The organism is Caulobacter mirabilis (assembly GCF_002749615.1).
Taxonomy (GTDB): domain Bacteria; phylum Pseudomonadota; class Alphaproteobacteria; order Caulobacterales; family Caulobacteraceae; genus Caulobacter; species Caulobacter mirabilis.
The window spans coordinates 2,816,177-2,831,843 of record NZ_CP024201.1 but is presented as its reverse complement, the minus strand read 5'-3'; the positions used below and the strand labels follow the sequence as shown (position 1 = coordinate 2,831,843).

Sequence of the window (15,667 nt, the reverse complement as noted above, 5' to 3'; positions counted from 1 at the left end):
CGCCGTCCCGCCAGCGGATCGTCCCGCAGGATTAACAATCGCTCATATGGGCGAACAGCGGTTGACGCCGATGGGAAATTGAGTTTCCGATAGGAAAATAGATTTCTGATGCACTCAAGTGTGCGGAATCGGGGTGGAGATGGACAGGGCGCGAAGAGGAGCGGACGCGACCGCTTGCGGCTCGGGCGTCGCTCGGCGGGGGATTCTCGGCGGCATGGCGCTGCTGGCGATGGCGGGGGCGACGACCGCCGGCGCCCAGGCCCGCGCGTCCGGCGGAGGGATGCGGCGCGATCGCCTGATCGGCGACAGCGTGGTCGTCGACATGCTGGCGCCCCTCAGCCTCGACCTCGGCCCCGCGCCCTACGCCAGGACCCTGACGGCCGAGGAAGCGCAGGCCTTTCGGTCGAGCGGCGTGACGGTCATGCACAACGCCGCGGGCGTCGGCGGGCCAGACGCGCAGACCCGGGTGCTCGGCTATCTGGCAGGATGGAACGGCTTCATCGCGGCGCACGCCGATCTGTTTCTGCTCGCGCGGCGGGTCGGCGACTTCGATCGCGCCAAGGCGACGGGCAGGATCGCCGTGATCATGGGGGTCCAGAACGCAGACCATTTTCGATCGCCGAAGGACGTCGCGCAGTTTCATCAACTGGGCCAGAGGTGCGCGCAACTGACCTACAACTCGCAGAACCTGCTGGGCGCCGGCGCCACCGAACGGGTCGACGGAGGTCTCAGCGACTTCGGAGCCGCCGTCATTGAGCAGATGAACGCCGTCGGCATGCTGGTGGACGTCTCCCATTGCGGCGACCGGACGACCTTGGACGCGATCGAGGCGTCGAAGGGGCCGATCGCGATCACTCACACCAACTGTCGAGCCTTGGTCCCCGGGCACCCCCGGCTGAAGACCGACGAGGCCATTCGAAAGGCGGCCGCCAAGGGCGGCGTGATCGGGATCTCGGGCGTCCGCAACTTCGTCAGGGGAGAGGAGCCCACGAGCGTCGAGCACATCGTCGATCATATCGACCATGTCGTCCGCATCGCCGGGATCGACCATGTCGGGCTGGGCAGCGATTCCGATCTCAACGGCTATGACCGCATGGCGCCCGATCAGTTGGCCAAGCTCAAGGCCGGCTATGCGTCGAGCTACGGATTCCGGCAGCGGCTGGATACCGACGGATACGATCATCCGAGGCGTCTCTTCGACCTGACCGACGCGCTGATAAGGCGCGGCTACACCGACGCCCAGATCCGAGCCGTGCTGGGCGGAAACTTCAGGCGCCTCCTCGGCGAGGTTTGGAAATAGCGGACCGACGCTGCGCCGGCCCCTGAGCCGACGCTCCGCGGAGATGAAATCATGCAACCCTCAATCCCAGGGGGCGGGCTGATGCGCTCGCCCCGACGGTATCCGTGCGCCGCCGCTCTGGCCGCATTCTTCGTCGCCGGCGGGCTCTCGTCGGCCGCGGCCGCGGCCGCGACGCCGCCCGCGTCCCGCGCCACGGCGTCGGACGCGACGTTCGCCAGGCTGGATGCACGTTTCGCCCGATTGGTCGCGGACGACCACGTTCCGGGCCTGGTCTACGGCGTGGTGATCGACGGGGCCCTGGTCCATGTCGGCGCGTTCGGCGTCCAGGACGCCGCCAGCCGTCGACCGGTCGAGCCGGGAAGCGTCTTCCGTATCGCCTCGATGACCAAGAACTTCACCGCGCTGATGGTCCTGCGCCTGCGGGACGACGGCAAGCTGCGGCTCGACGATCCGGTCGCCCGGTACGTGCCGGAACTCCGGAGCCTCGCCTATCCGACCACGGACGCGGCGCCGATCACGGTCCGCGACCTGCTTGTCCACTCGTCCGGTCTGGTGACCGACAATCCTTGGGGCGATCGCCAGCTCGACATGAGCGAAGCGGCCTTCTCCAAGCTCATGCAGGGCGGCCTCGGCTTCGCGCGGGCTCCCGGGCTCGCGCACGAGTATTCCAACACGAGCTACGCGATCCTCGGCCGTGTGGTCGCCAATGTCGCGGGCGCGCCCTATGCCGAGGCGGTCGACGCCGCGCTGCTGAAGCCGCTCGGGATGACCGCTTCCTACTGGAAGGTCGGCCAGGTTCCCGCTTCCCGGCGCGCGCTCGGCTACAGCTGGGCCGACGGAGCCTGGCGCCAGGAACCGGTGCTCGACGACGGCGCTTTCGCCGCCGCCGGCGGACTCCATACGACGGCCGGGGACTATGGCCGCTACGTCGCCTGGCTGCTCTCCGCCTGGCCGCCGCGCGACGGGCCGGACGACGGGATCCTCAAACGCAGCAGCATGCGGGAAATCGTCCAGGGGGAGGGGTTCGTCGAACTGACGCCCGGTCGCCCACGCTCGGATGACAAGCCCTGTCCGACCCCCCGCACCTATGGAATGGGGATGTACGCCCTGGCCGACTGCGAGCTGGGGGCGATGCTGAGTCACTCCGGCAGCCTGCCGGGGTACACGTCCTATGTCGTCCTGTCGCCTAGCCGGCGAACGGGAGTCTTCGCGTTCGCCAACCTGACGCGGGCTCCGTTGCCGGCCGCGGTCTGGGACGCCATGCGCATGCTGGACGACGATGGACGCCTGCGCCGCGCCCTGTCCGCGCCGAGTCCAGCCCTGGTCGAGGCGAAGGCGGCCATTCTCGAGGCCTATGGGGCCGGCGACATCGCGGCGATCGAGGCGCGGCTGGCTTCCAACATGCTGCTCGATCGGCCGGGCCCGGCATGGCGCGCCGATCTGGGGGCTCTACGGGCCGCGGTCGGCGAGTGTTCCAGGTTCAGCGGTTTCGACGCGCGATCGTTGCGATCGGCGAGCTTCACGCTTGAATGCCGGGCCGGCGAGATCCGGGGATCGGTTCTTCTCGCTCCCACCTCCGCGACGCTGATCCAGCGCCTTGTTCTAACGGCGAAACCTCTTGCGAGCGGACGCTAAGATGGGGCGTGAACTTTGCCTGTCGGCGCCTGACCGCGAGGAAGCGCGCCGTGCCGAGGAAATCTCGACCCGGTGCGGCGAAGCCCTGCGCGGGTTCTTCGCCCGCAGACTCTCCATTCGCGCCGACGTCGAGGATCTTACCCAGGAAGCCTGCGCACGGGTGTTGAGGCGGGGGCGGGTCGGCGAGATCGAGAACCTCGACGGCTACCTGTTCCAGGTCGCCGCGAACCTGTTGCGCGAACGCAATCGCCAGCGGCGCCGGCGTCACGCCGATGCGCACGTCGAGTTCGAGGAGGCCGACGTCGGGCTCTGGGATGAACTGTCGCCCGAACGGGTGCTGCTCGGGCGGGAGGCGTACGGCGCGGCTATGGCGGCCCTGATGGAGCTTCCCGAACGCGCCCGGCGAATCTTCATGCTCAACAGGTTCGAGGAGGTGCCTGGGGCCGAAATCGCAAGCCGGCTGGGCGTGTCGGTGAGCACGGTCGAGAAGGACATGATGCGCGTGGTCGCGCATCTCCGCGGACGGCTGCAGTAGGTGCGACAGAATTCTGTTGCGAAAAATATTTTCCGATCATCATGATGAATTTCGGAATGTCGTCATCATTCCTATCGAGGCGCCGGCAGTGCGTCAAAACAGGGAAGGGACCTCATGATCAGGTCGAAGTTTCGGGCGGTGGCCCTGGCGGGCGTGGCGCTCGGCGCGTTCGGCGCGCCGGCGTTCGCGGCGGAAAGCGGCGCCGGAAATCCGGCTGACGACACGACGCTCGAGGAGGTGGTGGTCACCGCCGAGAAGCGCGTGGAGAACCTGACCAAGGTCGCGGCTTCGGTCAGCGCGATCACCAGCGAGAAGATGGAGGAGGCGGGGCTTAGCCGGCTGACGGACTACGCCGCCTACATTCCCGGATTCAACGTCAACGACGGCGGCTCGCCCGGCCAGGTCACCGTGACCCTGCGGGGCATCGCCGCCGTCGGACCGGGATCGCTGGTCGGGTTCTATCTGGGCGACGCGCCCATGGGGTCGAGCACCAACTACGCCCGTTCGACCACCTTCTCGCTCGACCTCATGCCCTACGATCTCGAGCGTCTGGAGGTGCTGCGGGGCCCTCAGGGAACGCTCTACGGCTCGGGCGCCATGGGCGGCATCGTCAAGTATGTGCTCAAGGCCCCGAAGATCGGCGCCTTCTCCGCGGAAGCCGGCGGCGAACTGTCCTACACCGAGAACGCCAACGGCCTGAGCAAGGGGTTGCGGGCGGCGGTCAACGTGCCCGTCAGCGACACCTTCGCGTTCCGGGTCAGCGCCTACGACTATGAAGGCGCCGGCTATACCGACAACACGCTCCTGAAGATCCGCGGCACCGACGCCAATCGCCGGTACGGCGGCAGGATCGCGGCCCAGTGGAGGCCGACGGACGACCTGGAGGTCGACCTCAACGCCTTCTTCGTCCGTATCGATTCCGAGGACAACGCCTTCGCCAGCCTCGGCGTCAAACAGACGGCGGCGGCGCCCGGCGCCCTGCATCCGACCCTGACGAAGAGCTTCCCGTTCGGGGAACTCGGCCAGAATCTGCCGTTCCGGGAGCCGTTCCAGAAAAGCATCGACTACTACTCGGCGACCGTGAAATGGGATCCGGGCCCGGTGCAGGTGATCTCGTCGACGACCTGGTCTCGCACCAAGACCCACCAGGTCCGGGACATGAGCGCGACCTACGGCGCCTATACCCTGTTGGCGGGGATACCGCCCGGCGTCTCCAAGCTCGACCTGTCCATGGCCCTGGACAAGTTCAGCCAGGAGATCCGCGTCGTCTCGCCCAGCGCCGGTCGTTTCGAATGGATGGCGGGCGCCTTCTATACGCACGAGGACAGCAGCAACGTGCAGGAGGTGACGGTCCTGGATTCGGCCTATCGGCCCATCAACAGTCCGATCTTCTCGCCGCTGTTCCTCTATGGCGCGCTGCCGACGAAGTACCGAGAATTCGCCGTGTTCGGCAACGCGACCTACAAGTTCAGCGAGACGTTCGATATCACGGCCGGCGCCCGCTTCGCGCACAACGACCAGGACTTCCGCCAGATCAGCTACGGGTATCCGCTGAACGGGGCGGTCGACTCTCCCGGCAAGTCAAAGGAAGACGTGAAGACCTGGATGGTCAACGCGCGCTACCATTTCGACCGCAACAGCATGTTCTACGCGCGCGTCGCGACGGGATACCGTCCGGGCGGCCCCAACAACGTGCTCCCGGGCGTCGAGCCGACGGTCAACGCCGATACGCTGATCAGCTATGAAGCGGGCCTCAAGTCGAGCTTCTGGTCCGGACGGGCCGCCGTCAACGCCACCCTGTACTACATCGACTGGTCGGGCATTCAGCTCAGCGTCAACAACGCCTCCAACACCGCCAGCTACCTGGCGAACGCGGGCGACGCCTTCAGCAAGGGCGTCGAACTGGAAGGCGTCGTGCGGCCGATCCCGGGCCTTACCGTCGGCGGCAACGTCGCCTACAACAAGGCCGAGCTCACCCGCCTGGCGCGCGGCGCTCCGGCCTTCCTGCTCGGCGAGCAGCTGCCCGGCGTGCCGACCTACAGGGCCGGCGCCTATGTAGAATATGCGTGGGACCTCGGCGACGACTGGCGGGCGACGGTCGGGGCGACCGCCACCTATTCCGGCGAGCGATGGACGGCCGCGCCGACGCGCACGGGCTACAACAACGAGACCAAGGACGAAGCCTACACCCTCGTCGACCTGCGCGGCGGTTTCTCGAACGGCCGCTACTCGTTCAACATCTTCGCCCGCAACGTCACGGACGAGCGCGTCTATCTCAACGGCGTGCTCCTGACCGATCGCGTGACGCGCCAGGTCTTTCAGATGAACGCCACGCCGCTGACCCCTCGGACCGTCGGCGTCAGCGCCAGTGTGAAGTTCTAGGCGGCGGCCCGTCCCTCGCGGACGGGCGAGCCCATTCGGAGAAGTCGGGAAGATGACGACGAACGGTCAAACGCCGCCGCCTCGAATGTCCGGCCGGGCGATCGCGTCGTGAGCGCCGCATCGACGCGCTTCCAGCGCTTCCTGCTGCCAGGCCTCGCGTTCAAGGCGGTCGTGATCGGCGGCGGCTACGCGACCGGGCGAGAGCTGGTCGAGTTCTTCCTGCCGAGCGGCCCAGTCGGCGGCTGCCTCGCCATCCTGCTCGCCACGGTAATCTGGAGCGCCGTGTGCGTTGTCACCTTTCTCTTCGCGCGGCTGACCGGCAGCTATGACTACCGCACCTTCTTCCGGCGTCTGCTGGGGCCGGCCGGCGTCCTCTTCGAGTTGGCCTACCTGCTCTTCGCGCTCCTGATCCTGGCCGTGTTCGGGGCGGCGGCCGGCGCCCTGGGAGCCTCGATCCTGGGACTGCCCAGTCTCGTCGGGGCGCTGGCCCTGGTCCTCGCCATCGCCGCCTTCGCGACCTTCGGCAACGCCGCAGTCGAGCAACTCTTCAAATGGGTCTCGGTGGCGCTCTACGGGGTCTATGCGCTCTTCGTCGTGTTCGCCTTCTCGACGTTCGGCGATCGCATCCTCGATCAGTTCGCGACGCCGGCGCCCATCACGGGCTGGTGGCTCGGCGGGACGACCTACGCCGGCTACAACATCATCGGCGCGGTGCTGATCCTGCCGGTCCTCAGGCACCTGACCAGCGATCGCGACGCGGTGACGGCCGGCCTGCTGGCCGGGCCCCTGGCCATGGCGCCGGCTCTGCTCTTCTTCTGCTGCATGATCGCCTTCTATCCGCAGATCGGGGGGCAGACCTTGCCGTCTGATTTCCTGCTGCAGCAGCTGCGCATGCCGGCCTTCCACGTCGTCTTCCAGGTGATGATCTTCCTGGCGCTGCTGGAGAGCGGCACGGGCATCGTCCACGCGATCAACGAGCGCGCCGCCGCCACCTACGCCGAGCGCGCCGGAAGGCCGCTGGGCGCGCGTGCGCGCCTTCTGATCGCCGGCGGAATTCTGATCGTGGCGGTCTTCGTCGCCGATCGCGTCGGCCTCGTGGAGTTGATCGCCAAGGGGTATCGGGCCTTGGCGATCGTCTTCCTGACCATCTACGTCGCCCCTCTTCTCACCTACGGGATCTGGCGGTTGAAACGCGGGGCGCCGACGCGCCCGGCCGGCGCGAAGGGCGCCCCTTACGAGGCGGAAACACGATGAAACTCCACTACATGAGCCGCTTGGCGGTCGTCGGCGCGTTGCTGGCTTTGTCGGCGACGTCGGCTGAGGCCGCTCCGCCGGCCGATCTCGACGCCCGCATGGGCGAGGTGCTGGCGGCGACCAACACGCCGGGCGCGGCCCTCGCCATCGTCGAGAATGGCGTGGTGACGGCGAGCAGGGGCTACGGCGTCGCCCAGCTCGATGGGAACCGCAAGGTGGGCGAGCATACGCTCTTCGCCATCGGGTCGACCGGAAAGGCGATCACCGCCGCGGCGATCGCCACGCTGGTCGACCAGGGGAAGCTGGGGTGGGACGACAAGGTGGTCGACCATCTGCCCGACTTCCAGATGTACGACCCCTGGGTCACTCGCGAGATGACGATCCGCGACCTGCTGGTCCATCGGTCCGGGCTCGGCCGCGGTGCGGGCGATCTGCTCTTCGTGCCGCGGACCGACCTCAGCCGGGCCGAAAGCGTGCGGCGGCTCCGGCACCTCAAGCCGGCCACCAGCTTCCGCAGCGGATACGCCTACGACAACGTGCTCTACATGGTCCTGGGCGAGGTGATCCGGGCCAAGACAGGGCAGACCTGGGAAGACTACACCCAGGACAAGGTTCTGCGCGCCGCCGGCATGCGCGACGCGGTCACGGACGAGGCGCGGCGCTTCGCGCGGGACGATCGGGCTTTTCCGCACGGACGGATGAGCGGCTCGGTTCGGGGCGTCGGTGATCTGCGGCGTCTGGACGAGCGCAGCGCCACGCTCGCCCCCAACGTCGCGCCCGCCGGCGGAGTCAGCGCCAGCGCCGCGGATCTGGGCCGTTGGCTGCAGGTTCAACTCGGGCAGGGGAAGACGCCCGACGGCGGCCGCGTCTACAGCGAGGCCGCGGCCTGGCAGATGTGGACCCCGCAGGTCGTGGTGCCGATCCGCCGGCAACCCGCGCCGATCACCGCGACGACGCCGCTGTTCCACAACTATGCGCTCGGATGGAACGTCCGCGACTATCGCGGCCAGATGGTGATCTACCATTTCGGCACGGTGCCGGGCTTCAAGTCGGTGGTCGTGCTCCTGCCGCTGAAGAACGTCGGTTTCGCGCTGGCCCTGAACTCGGAGGAGGACTCGGCGGTCCAGGGCATGATGTACGAACTGCTCGACCACTATCTCGACGCTCCGAAGGCGAACTGGCCGCAAGCCTTCATGACCCTGGAAGCCAAGCAGCGGGCGCAGGCCGTCGAGCAGATGGAGAAGGTCGCGGCCGCGCCGGCCAAGGTCGGCCCGTCGCTGTCGCTCGACCGCTATGCCGGGCGTTTCGCCGATCCCTGGTTCGGTCCGATCACCGTGCGCGCCGAAAACGGGCAACTGATGCTCGACTTCAAGAAGGAACATCCCGGCGTGACGGGACGGCTCGAGCACTTCCAGTACGACACGTTTGTCACCCGCTGGCAGGACCCGACCATCGAGCCGGCCTATGTGACCTTCGTGCTCGGACCGACCGGCAAGGTCGACCGCATAACCATGCGGGCCGTCTCGCCCATGGCCGGCTTCAGCTACGACTATCAGGACCTGGCCTTCACGCCGATCACGCCGGCCAAGCCCTAGCGTCCGTCTTCCCGTCCTCCAGCTGCAAGGCAGATCGCTCATGCGCCTGTCGCGATGTCTCCTGTTCGCCGTGCTGGCCTGCATCCTGCCGACGGGCGCCTTCGCCAATCCCTCTCCGGGCGCGGCGTTCCTCGATTTTCCGATCGTCCTGGACACGACGGCGGCCAAGATCCGGCCGGCCTTCGCCTGGCTTGTCCGACAAGGCTCGACGACCAAGATCGTCTTCGCCGAGGGGCCGAGGTTCGAGCGGCGGGAGATGGTCGTGCGCTCGGACGTCGACGGTCGCGCGATCACCGCCGTCTGGTTGTCGCCGGATGGTCTCCACCTGGTCTTCCGGACGGCGGCGCCGATCACCTCCGCGAGCGCCTACAACCCGGCGAGCCTGCTCATGCCGCCGCAGCCGGAGCTCTGGCTGGCCTCGACCCGGGGCAAGGCCGACCCGCGCCGCATCGGCGTCGGCGTTTCACCCGTCTTCGCGCCCGATGGGCGGGTGGCCTTCCGCGGCGATGGCGATCTGCGGATCGTCACGCCGGGCGCCGAGCCCCCAGGCGATCAAGTGGTCGCGCGCGGCGGGGGCTTCAGCCAGATCGCCTGGGCTCAGGATGGACGATCCTTCGTCTTCGTCAGCAACCGCGGCGCCTACGACTACATCGGACGCTACGAAATCGGGACGGACCGCATCGAATGGATCGTGACCGGGGCGGAGCGCCTGGCATCGCCGCGTCTGTCGCCGGACGGACGGTCGGTCGCCTATCTTCGCTTTCCAGGCAGGTCCAGGGCGGCCTTCGACGCCACGGAGAGCCAGCCTCTGGCCATCGAGACGGCGTCGCTCGAGACCCTGGCCCGCCGTACGGTCTGGGCCTCAGCGGACAAGGCGAGCGAGCCTGACCTGGTCGATCCAGACCAGGCGCTGCGATGGACGGGGCCGGACGCCCTGACCTTCTATTCGGAGCACGACGGCTGGGGCCGGCTGTACGAGATCGGCCTCGCCGGCGGCGTTCCGCGGGCCCGCAGCGGCGAGGGCTGCGAAGTGGCTGAAAGCGAAGTCGTGGGCGAGGGGCGGCTGCTGCTGGTCGACAACTGTGTCGACCGTCAGGCGCGGCGCCTGCGCGTGGTCGACCGCGAGGGGCGGGTGGTCTGGACGCCGCCGCGCGCCGAGCCGCTGGTCGGCCGCGCGGTCGCCGCCGGGGACCTTGGATACGCCCTCTATGTCGGCGCGGACGCGGACAATGCTCCGCTCGCCCGGATCGTGGACCTGAACGCCGGTCGACTGGTGCTGGCCGAACGCGCGGCCGACTACGGATATTCACGCGGCTTCGACGCGCCGCCGCCGCGGGAGGTGCGGTTCGCCGCGGCGGACGGCCTGGAGCTGTCGGGGCAGCTCTTTCTTCCCGCCTCCCGCGGTCCGCATCCCGCGCTGGTCTATGTTCATGGCGGCCCCCGCCGCCAGATGCACGCGGCGTTTCATCTGCGCGCTCAGTACGCGTTCGAGTATGCGATCAATCGGCGGCTCGCCGAGCTGGGCTTTGTCGTGCTGAGCGTCAATTACCGCTCCGGAACGGGCTATGGCCGCGCGTTCCGCGAGGCGCCGCTCAGAGGCTGGCGCGGCGCGTCGGAGTATCAGGACATTCTCGCGGCGCACGCTTTCCTGGCCGCCCGGCCGGAGGTGGATCGCGCCCGCATCGGGATATGGGGCGGGTCATACGGCGGCATGCTCGCCGCTCAAGCGCTGGCGCGGAACTCCGATCTCTTCGCGGCTGGGGTGGCGATCCATGGCGTCTTCGACTGGGGCTTTCGCTCGAACCTTCCCAACCACCTCAACCCGTCGCGGCTCTTCGGGGTCGGGGACGCCGACCGCGCGCGCGCCACGGAGAACTCGCCCGTCGCCGCCATCGCCGGCTGGCGCTCGCCGGTGCTGCTGTTCAGCGGCGACCAGGACATGAACGTCGACGTGCTGGAGACGGTCGATCTGGCCGCCAGGCTCGTCGAGCAGGGCGTTGACGCGCGCACGGTCCTGGTCCCGGGGGAGTCGCACGACTTCGAACGTCGCGAGACCTGGGACCGCCTTTGGCGCGAGCAGTCGATCTTCCTTCAGCGGACCCTCGGTCCGTCTCGAGCCGCGCCCTAACGCGGCGACGGACCGTTCACAGGAGACATTCCGATGCGTCTAGCAGTTGCGGGCCTGGCCCTGGCGTTGGCCCTCGCCGGCGCGTCCGCCCATGCCCAGCAGAGGCCCGCATGGGCGATCGCGATTCATGGAGGCACCGGCGGATCGGCGCGCGGCGGCCTGAGCCCGCAAAGCGAAGCGGCCCATCGGGCGGCCCTGGCCCGCAGCCTGAAGATCGGCACGGACATCCTGAGCCGCGGCGGCACGTCGCTCGATGCGGTCGAGGCGGTCGTCCGGGATCTGGAGGACGAGCCGCTGTTCAACGCGGGCAAGGGGGCGGTGTTCAACGCCGACGGCGCGGTCGAGCTCGACGCCGCCGTCATGGACGGCGCGACGCTCGGCGCGGGCGCGGTCGCGGGGGTGTCGCGCACGCGCAATCCGATCAGCCTGGCCCGCAGGGTGATGAAGACGTCGGGCCATGTCCTGCTGATGGGCGAGGGCGCCGACCGCTTCAGCAAGGCGGAAGGCCTGGAGCAGGTCGACAACAGCTACTTCTACACAGAGCACCAGTGGCGAAGCCTGGAACGCGCGCTCGCCCAGCGGGGCCTGCCCGTCCCGCCACGACCCGCGAGCCTGGCCAAATCCCGGGCGGCTCTCGAAGACGGTCTCGCGGCCGACCACGAGTTCGGCACGGTCGGCGTCGTCGCCCTGGATTCCCACGGCGATCTCGCCGCCGGCACCTCGACCGGCGGCATGGTCGGAAAGCGCTGGGGGCGGGTCGGCGACAGCCCGATCATCGGGGCCGGCACCTACGCCTCCAACCAGAGCTGCGCCGTGTCCGGAACCGGCAAGGGCGAAGTCTTCATCCGCCTGACCCTGGCGCGGGAAGTCTGCGCCCTGGTCCAGCACAAGGGGTTGTCGCTGCAGAGCGCCGCGGACGAACTGATCGGCCGCGTCAAGGCGCTCGGCGGCGGCGGCGGCCTCATCGCCGTCGCCCCCAACGGCGATATCGCCTGGAGCTACAACACGCCGTCCCTGTTCCGGGCCAAGGCGGTGGCCGGACAGCCGCCGGTCGTCGCGATCTTCCCGGACGAACCCTAGTCCGCGCGCGCCGATCAGCGGCGTCCGCGCCGAAGTCGATCGACCTCCCGCGGGTCGAGCGCCCGCACGGTGACGGTCTTGCCGGTGTCGTGGTCGGTCCGCGTCATGGTCCTGGCCATGAGCAACGAGTTGTAGATCGCTTCCTCCGTGGCGTCGGCGGCGGCGACGAACAGAGGGCTCATCCGCTCGTTCGGCAGGTCCTCGATCGCCGCCGCCTGGGCGCGCCGTTCGGGCGTGCGCCGCACCGAGGCGGCGGTGGAGAAGCTGATCGCATAGTCCCCGGAGCCGTTGGAGAACGCCGAGCCGGTGCGCGCCAGGCCGGCGAAGGCTCGCCGCGCCAGGCGCGTCAGGTTGCGGTCGCTGAGCGGCGCGTCCGTCGCGACGATGATCATGATCGAACCGTCGGCGCGTTCGGGTCCGCCCGGCGCCCGCAGGAAATACTGGTTCAACGCCATGCCGACCGGAGCCCCGTCGATCTGCAGCATGCCGCCGTAGTTGCTCTGGACCAGGACGCCGACCGTGTAGCCGCCGAACTCGGGCGGCAGGCGCCGCGAACTCGTGCCGATCCCGCCCTTCCAGCCGAAGGCGACCGTCCCGGTTCCGGCGCCGACCGCGCCTTCCTCCACCCGGCCTTCGCTCGCCGCATCGATCGCCGCCAGCACGTCCTCGCGACCGATGACGCGTTTGCGGATGTCGTTGAGCTCCCCGTCGTTGGTCTCTCCGACCACGGCGTTGACCGAGCGGACGCGTTCGTTTCCGGGACGGCCCAGCGTCCAGTGCACCAGCGCGTCGGCGGCCTGCGGCGCCGACAGGGTGTTGGTCAGCACGATCGGTCGGTCTCGATCTCGCCGAGCTCGATGATCTGGGTCGATCCCATCAGCTTGCCGAAGCCGTTCGCCACCGCGAAGCCGGCCGGAACGCGATCCTGGAAGACGTTGCCGCCGTGCGGCAGGATGGCGGTGACTCCCGTGCGGATGTCGTCGCCCTCGATGCGCGTGCGATGCCCGACGCGGACGCCGCCGACGTCGGTGATCGCGTTGAGGGGACCTGTTTTGAAGGTTCCGGGAGTGATGCCCAGCTCACGGGCCCGGGAGGGCGGGGGCGCGGACATCGGGGAGGCCGCGCCGGCCGGACCGGCGGCCAGAAGGGCGAGAGCCGCCGTAACCGCGCCGCGCAGGGCTTGGAGCGCGCTCTTCGAGGTGTGGGTCATCCGACATTCCAACATGAAACCGCGGGCGTCGCGCGCCCCGCCAAGGGTGATGATGCCCGTATCGACCGGCGCCTGACGAGAATGCTCGATCCGCCGGCTTTTGAGGAACTCGGGGCGGCGGTCATCTCATGTTTCGGAGGCCTCGGCGTTCTCTCTCGCCGGCGGCGGATCGGAAGGCAGCATGAACAACAGCGACCATGAGGACGAGACCGGCGGCAAGACGAGCCCGTCGCGGCGCAATGTGCTCGTCGGCGCGAGCGCGTTGGCGCTCGGCGCGGGCGGCATGGGCCGTGCGGCGGCGCAGACCGCCGCGCCCCTCGAGACCCGCTTCGACGCGCTGATCTCCACGAGCGAGATGAGCGATTGGCTGAAGGACCTGGCGGCGGGGCCGAACCACGTCGGGTCGCCGCACAACCGGGCCAACGCCGAATGGGTGCTCCAGCAGTTCAAGGACTGGGGCTGGGAGGCGCGGATCGAGACGTTCGACGTGCTGTTTCCCACGCCGATATCTCAGGTCGCCGAGCTGCTCGGTCCCGGCGGCTTTCGCGCCGACCTGACCGAGCCTCCGGTCGACGGGGACGCGACCACGGCGCACACCGAGGGGGTGCTGCCCGCCTATGTCGCCTATCAGGGGGACGGCGATGTCGCCGCTCCGCTCGTCTACGTCAATTTCGGCATGCCGGACGACTACAAGACGCTGCAGCGCATGGGCCAGTCGGTGCGCGGCAAGATCGTCATCGCCCGCTATGGCGGCGGCTGGCGAGGCTTGAAGCCGAAGCTGGCCGCCGAGCACGGCGCCGTGGGCTGTATTCTCTACTCGGATCCTCAGCAGGACGGCTACGGCCTCGACGCCCCCTATCCCGAAGGCGGGACCAGGCCTGCGGGCGGCGTCCAGCGCGGGTCCGTCGCCGACATGACCCTGTATCCGGGCGACCCGCTGACGCCCGGCGTCGGCGCTCGCCCGGGGGCCAAACGTCTCCGCCGGGAAGACGCGCCGACGATCATGAAGATCCCCGTGCTGCCGCTGTCCTACGGACAGGCTCAGCGCTTTCTCGCCGCGCTGAAGGGCGAGGTCGCGCCGGCCGGCTGGCGCGGAGCCCTGCCGGTCACCTACCGGATTGGCGGGACGGACGACGCACGGGTGCGGCTGGCGGTGAAATCGAACTGGTCCCTGGCGCCGGCGCACAATGTCGTCGCGGTCCTGCGGGGGGGCGGAACGGCCGGACGAATGGATCCTGCGCGGAAACCATCGCGACGCCTGGGTGTTTGGGGCTTCCGACCCCCTGAGCGGCCACGTCGCCATGCTGGCGGAAGCGAAGGCCTTCGGGGCGCTGGCCCGCGCCGGACACCGGCCGCGTCGGACGCTGATGTACCTCAGCTGGGACGCCGAGGAGCCAGGGCTGGGCGGATCGACGGAGTGGGTCGAAACCCACGCGGCCGAACAACTGAAGCGCAAGGCCGTCGCCTATATCAACACCGACAACATCGAGCGGGGTTTGCTGAACATCGAGGGCAGTCACGCGTTCGAGCGGCTGGTGACCCAGGCGGCCGACGACGTGCTGGATCCCGAAACCGGCGTCTCGCTTGCGGCCCGATTGCGGGGCGCCTGGCGCGTCGCCGCCAGCCGTCCGGGGGCGAGCGACACGGCGCGGGCGCGGGCGAAGACGGCGGCCGATCGCTCGCAGAATCTCCCGCTCAGTCCGCTCGGCTCCGGGTCGGACTACGCGAGCTTCATCTGCCACCTGGGGATATCCTCGCTGCACTTCAGTTTCGGCGGCGAGGGACATTCGGCGGGAGTCTATCACTCGGCCTACGACACCTGGGAACATTACACCCGGTTCGATGACCCGGGACTCGCCTATGCCGGCGCGTTGGCGAAGTTGTCGGGCCGGGTCGTGCTGCGTCTGGCCCAGGCCGAGCTTCCGCCGCAGCGCTACAGCGGCTTCGCCAACCTGCTCGCGACCTACCTCGGCGAGATCAAGGCTCTGACGGAGCGCAAACGCGAGGAGGCGTCGGTCCAGCGAACCCTACTGAAGGAAGACCTCTATCGCCTCGCGGACGATCCTCGCCGGCCGCGAGGCGATCCCACGCCGCTCTCTCCGGTTCCCTGGCTCAACTTCGCACCGCTCGACAACGCCATCGAGCGGCTCAAGGTCAGCGCGCTGGCCTTCGACGCCGCCGTTTCCGCCAAAGGGCTCGACCTGTCGCCGGCCACGAAGGCGGAGTTGTTCGCCATGTTGGCGCCGCTCGAACAGGCGCTCACCGACGACCGTGGGTTGCCCGGCCGTCCCTGGTATCGCCACCTCATCTACGCGCCAGGACGCTTCACCGGCTACGGCTCGAAGACCCTTCCCGGCGTCCGCGAGGCCGTGGAGGAAGAGCGATGGTCCGATGCCGAGCGCCAGGTCCTGACGACGGCGGAGGCGATCCAGGCGTATGCTTCGGGCGTGGAGCGCGCCCGACGCCTGATCGTGCCTGACGCGTTTGGCGACGCATGACGGCGCTCTTACGGTGTCGGCGCCAATGTCTCTTCCTTGGCGCTCATCAG

Annotated in this window: 12 protein-coding genes and 1 pseudogene; 10 read left to right on the top strand and 3 right to left on the bottom strand. The window is 68.9% G+C overall.

Going from position 1 to position 15,667, the window contains the following annotated elements; genetic code table 11:
- Nucleotides 1–214: 214 nt before the first annotated feature.
- From CSW64_RS13585 to CSW64_RS13550, 8 genes are all read left to right on the top strand, one after another.
- The gene (locus CSW64_RS13585) at nucleotides 215–1,300 is read left to right on the top strand and encodes a dipeptidase (RefSeq protein ID WP_099622621.1); all 1,086 of its coding nucleotides are present in this window, start codon (nucleotides 215–217) and stop codon (nucleotides 1,298–1,300) included.
- 81 nt (nucleotides 1,301–1,381) lie between these two features.
- Nucleotides 1,382–2,935: a serine hydrolase domain-containing protein gene (locus tag CSW64_RS13580; protein WP_172448560.1), complete on the top strand. Its 1,554-nt coding sequence runs from the start codon at nucleotides 1,382–1,384 to the stop codon at nucleotides 2,933–2,935.
- A 1-nt stretch (nucleotide 2,936) separates the two neighbouring features.
- The gene (locus tag CSW64_RS13575; protein ID WP_099622619.1) at nucleotides 2,937–3,470 is read left to right on the top strand and encodes an RNA polymerase sigma factor; all 534 of its coding nucleotides are present in this window, start codon (nucleotides 2,937–2,939) and stop codon (nucleotides 3,468–3,470) included.
- Nucleotides 3,471–3,584: 114 nt separating this feature from the next.
- Nucleotides 3,585–5,852 (top strand): TonB-dependent receptor, encoded by a 2,268-nt coding sequence (locus CSW64_RS13570; RefSeq protein WP_099622618.1) that lies wholly within the window; start codon nucleotides 3,585–3,587, stop codon nucleotides 5,850–5,852.
- A gap of 108 nt (nucleotides 5,853–5,960) precedes the next feature.
- The gene (locus CSW64_RS13565) at nucleotides 5,961–7,106 is read left to right on the top strand and encodes a YkvI family membrane protein (RefSeq protein ID WP_099622617.1); all 1,146 of its coding nucleotides are present in this window, start codon (nucleotides 5,961–5,963) and stop codon (nucleotides 7,104–7,106) included.
- Entirely contained in the window at nucleotides 7,103–8,701 is a 1,599-nt protein-coding gene (locus CSW64_RS13560) for a serine hydrolase (RefSeq protein WP_245863697.1), read from the top strand. The genes CSW64_RS13565 and CSW64_RS13560 overlap by 4 nt, the downstream gene beginning before the upstream one ends.
- Before the next feature lie 40 nt (nucleotides 8,702–8,741).
- Nucleotides 8,742–10,829 carry a S9 family peptidase gene (locus tag CSW64_RS13555; RefSeq protein WP_099622616.1) on the top strand — a complete coding sequence of 696 codons (2,088 nt, stop codon included), beginning with the start codon at nucleotides 8,742–8,744 and terminating at the stop codon, nucleotides 10,827–10,829.
- 33 nt (nucleotides 10,830–10,862) lie between these two features.
- Nucleotides 10,863–11,909: an isoaspartyl peptidase/L-asparaginase family protein gene (locus CSW64_RS13550; RefSeq protein WP_099622615.1), complete on the top strand. Its 1,047-nt coding sequence runs from the start codon at nucleotides 10,863–10,865 to the stop codon at nucleotides 11,907–11,909.
- Between the two features lie 14 nt (nucleotides 11,910–11,923).
- Here CSW64_RS13550 and CSW64_RS13545 read toward each other — a convergent pair whose 3' ends face one another.
- The 3 genes from CSW64_RS13545 to CSW64_RS22340 all read right to left on the bottom strand — a co-directional run bounded on the left by CSW64_RS13545 (nucleotide 11,924) and on the right by CSW64_RS22340 (nucleotide 13,620).
- A complete protein-coding gene (locus tag CSW64_RS13545) occupies nucleotides 11,924–12,736 on the bottom strand; it encodes a P1 family peptidase (RefSeq protein ID WP_281258597.1) in 813 nt (270 codons plus the stop codon).
- Nucleotides 12,730–13,119: a P1 family peptidase gene (locus CSW64_RS22410; RefSeq protein WP_281258596.1), complete on the bottom strand. Its 390-nt coding sequence runs from the start codon at nucleotides 13,117–13,119 to the stop codon at nucleotides 12,730–12,732. The genes CSW64_RS13545 and CSW64_RS22410 overlap by 7 nt, the downstream gene beginning before the upstream one ends.
- Nucleotides 13,120–13,245: 126 nt before the next feature.
- Complete coding sequence (locus tag CSW64_RS22340) at nucleotides 13,246–13,620, bottom strand: hypothetical protein (RefSeq protein WP_245863696.1); 375 nt, start codon at nucleotides 13,618–13,620, stop codon at nucleotides 13,246–13,248.
- Here CSW64_RS22340 and CSW64_RS22495 point away from each other — a divergent pair.
- Together CSW64_RS22495 and CSW64_RS22175 are read left to right on the top strand one after the other, a co-directional pair.
- Nucleotides 13,553–14,014 (top strand): annotated as a pseudogene (locus CSW64_RS22495) (PA domain-containing protein); the annotation flags it as partial. The gene CSW64_RS22340 and the pseudogene CSW64_RS22495 sit on opposite strands and share 68 nt — an antisense overlap.
- Before the next feature lie 292 nt (nucleotides 14,015–14,306).
- Nucleotides 14,307–15,617 carry a transferrin receptor-like dimerization domain-containing protein gene (locus tag CSW64_RS22175; RefSeq protein WP_099622614.1) on the top strand — a complete coding sequence of 437 codons (1,311 nt, stop codon included), beginning with the start codon at nucleotides 14,307–14,309 and terminating at the stop codon, nucleotides 15,615–15,617.
- Nucleotides 15,618–15,667: the final 50 nt, after the last annotated feature.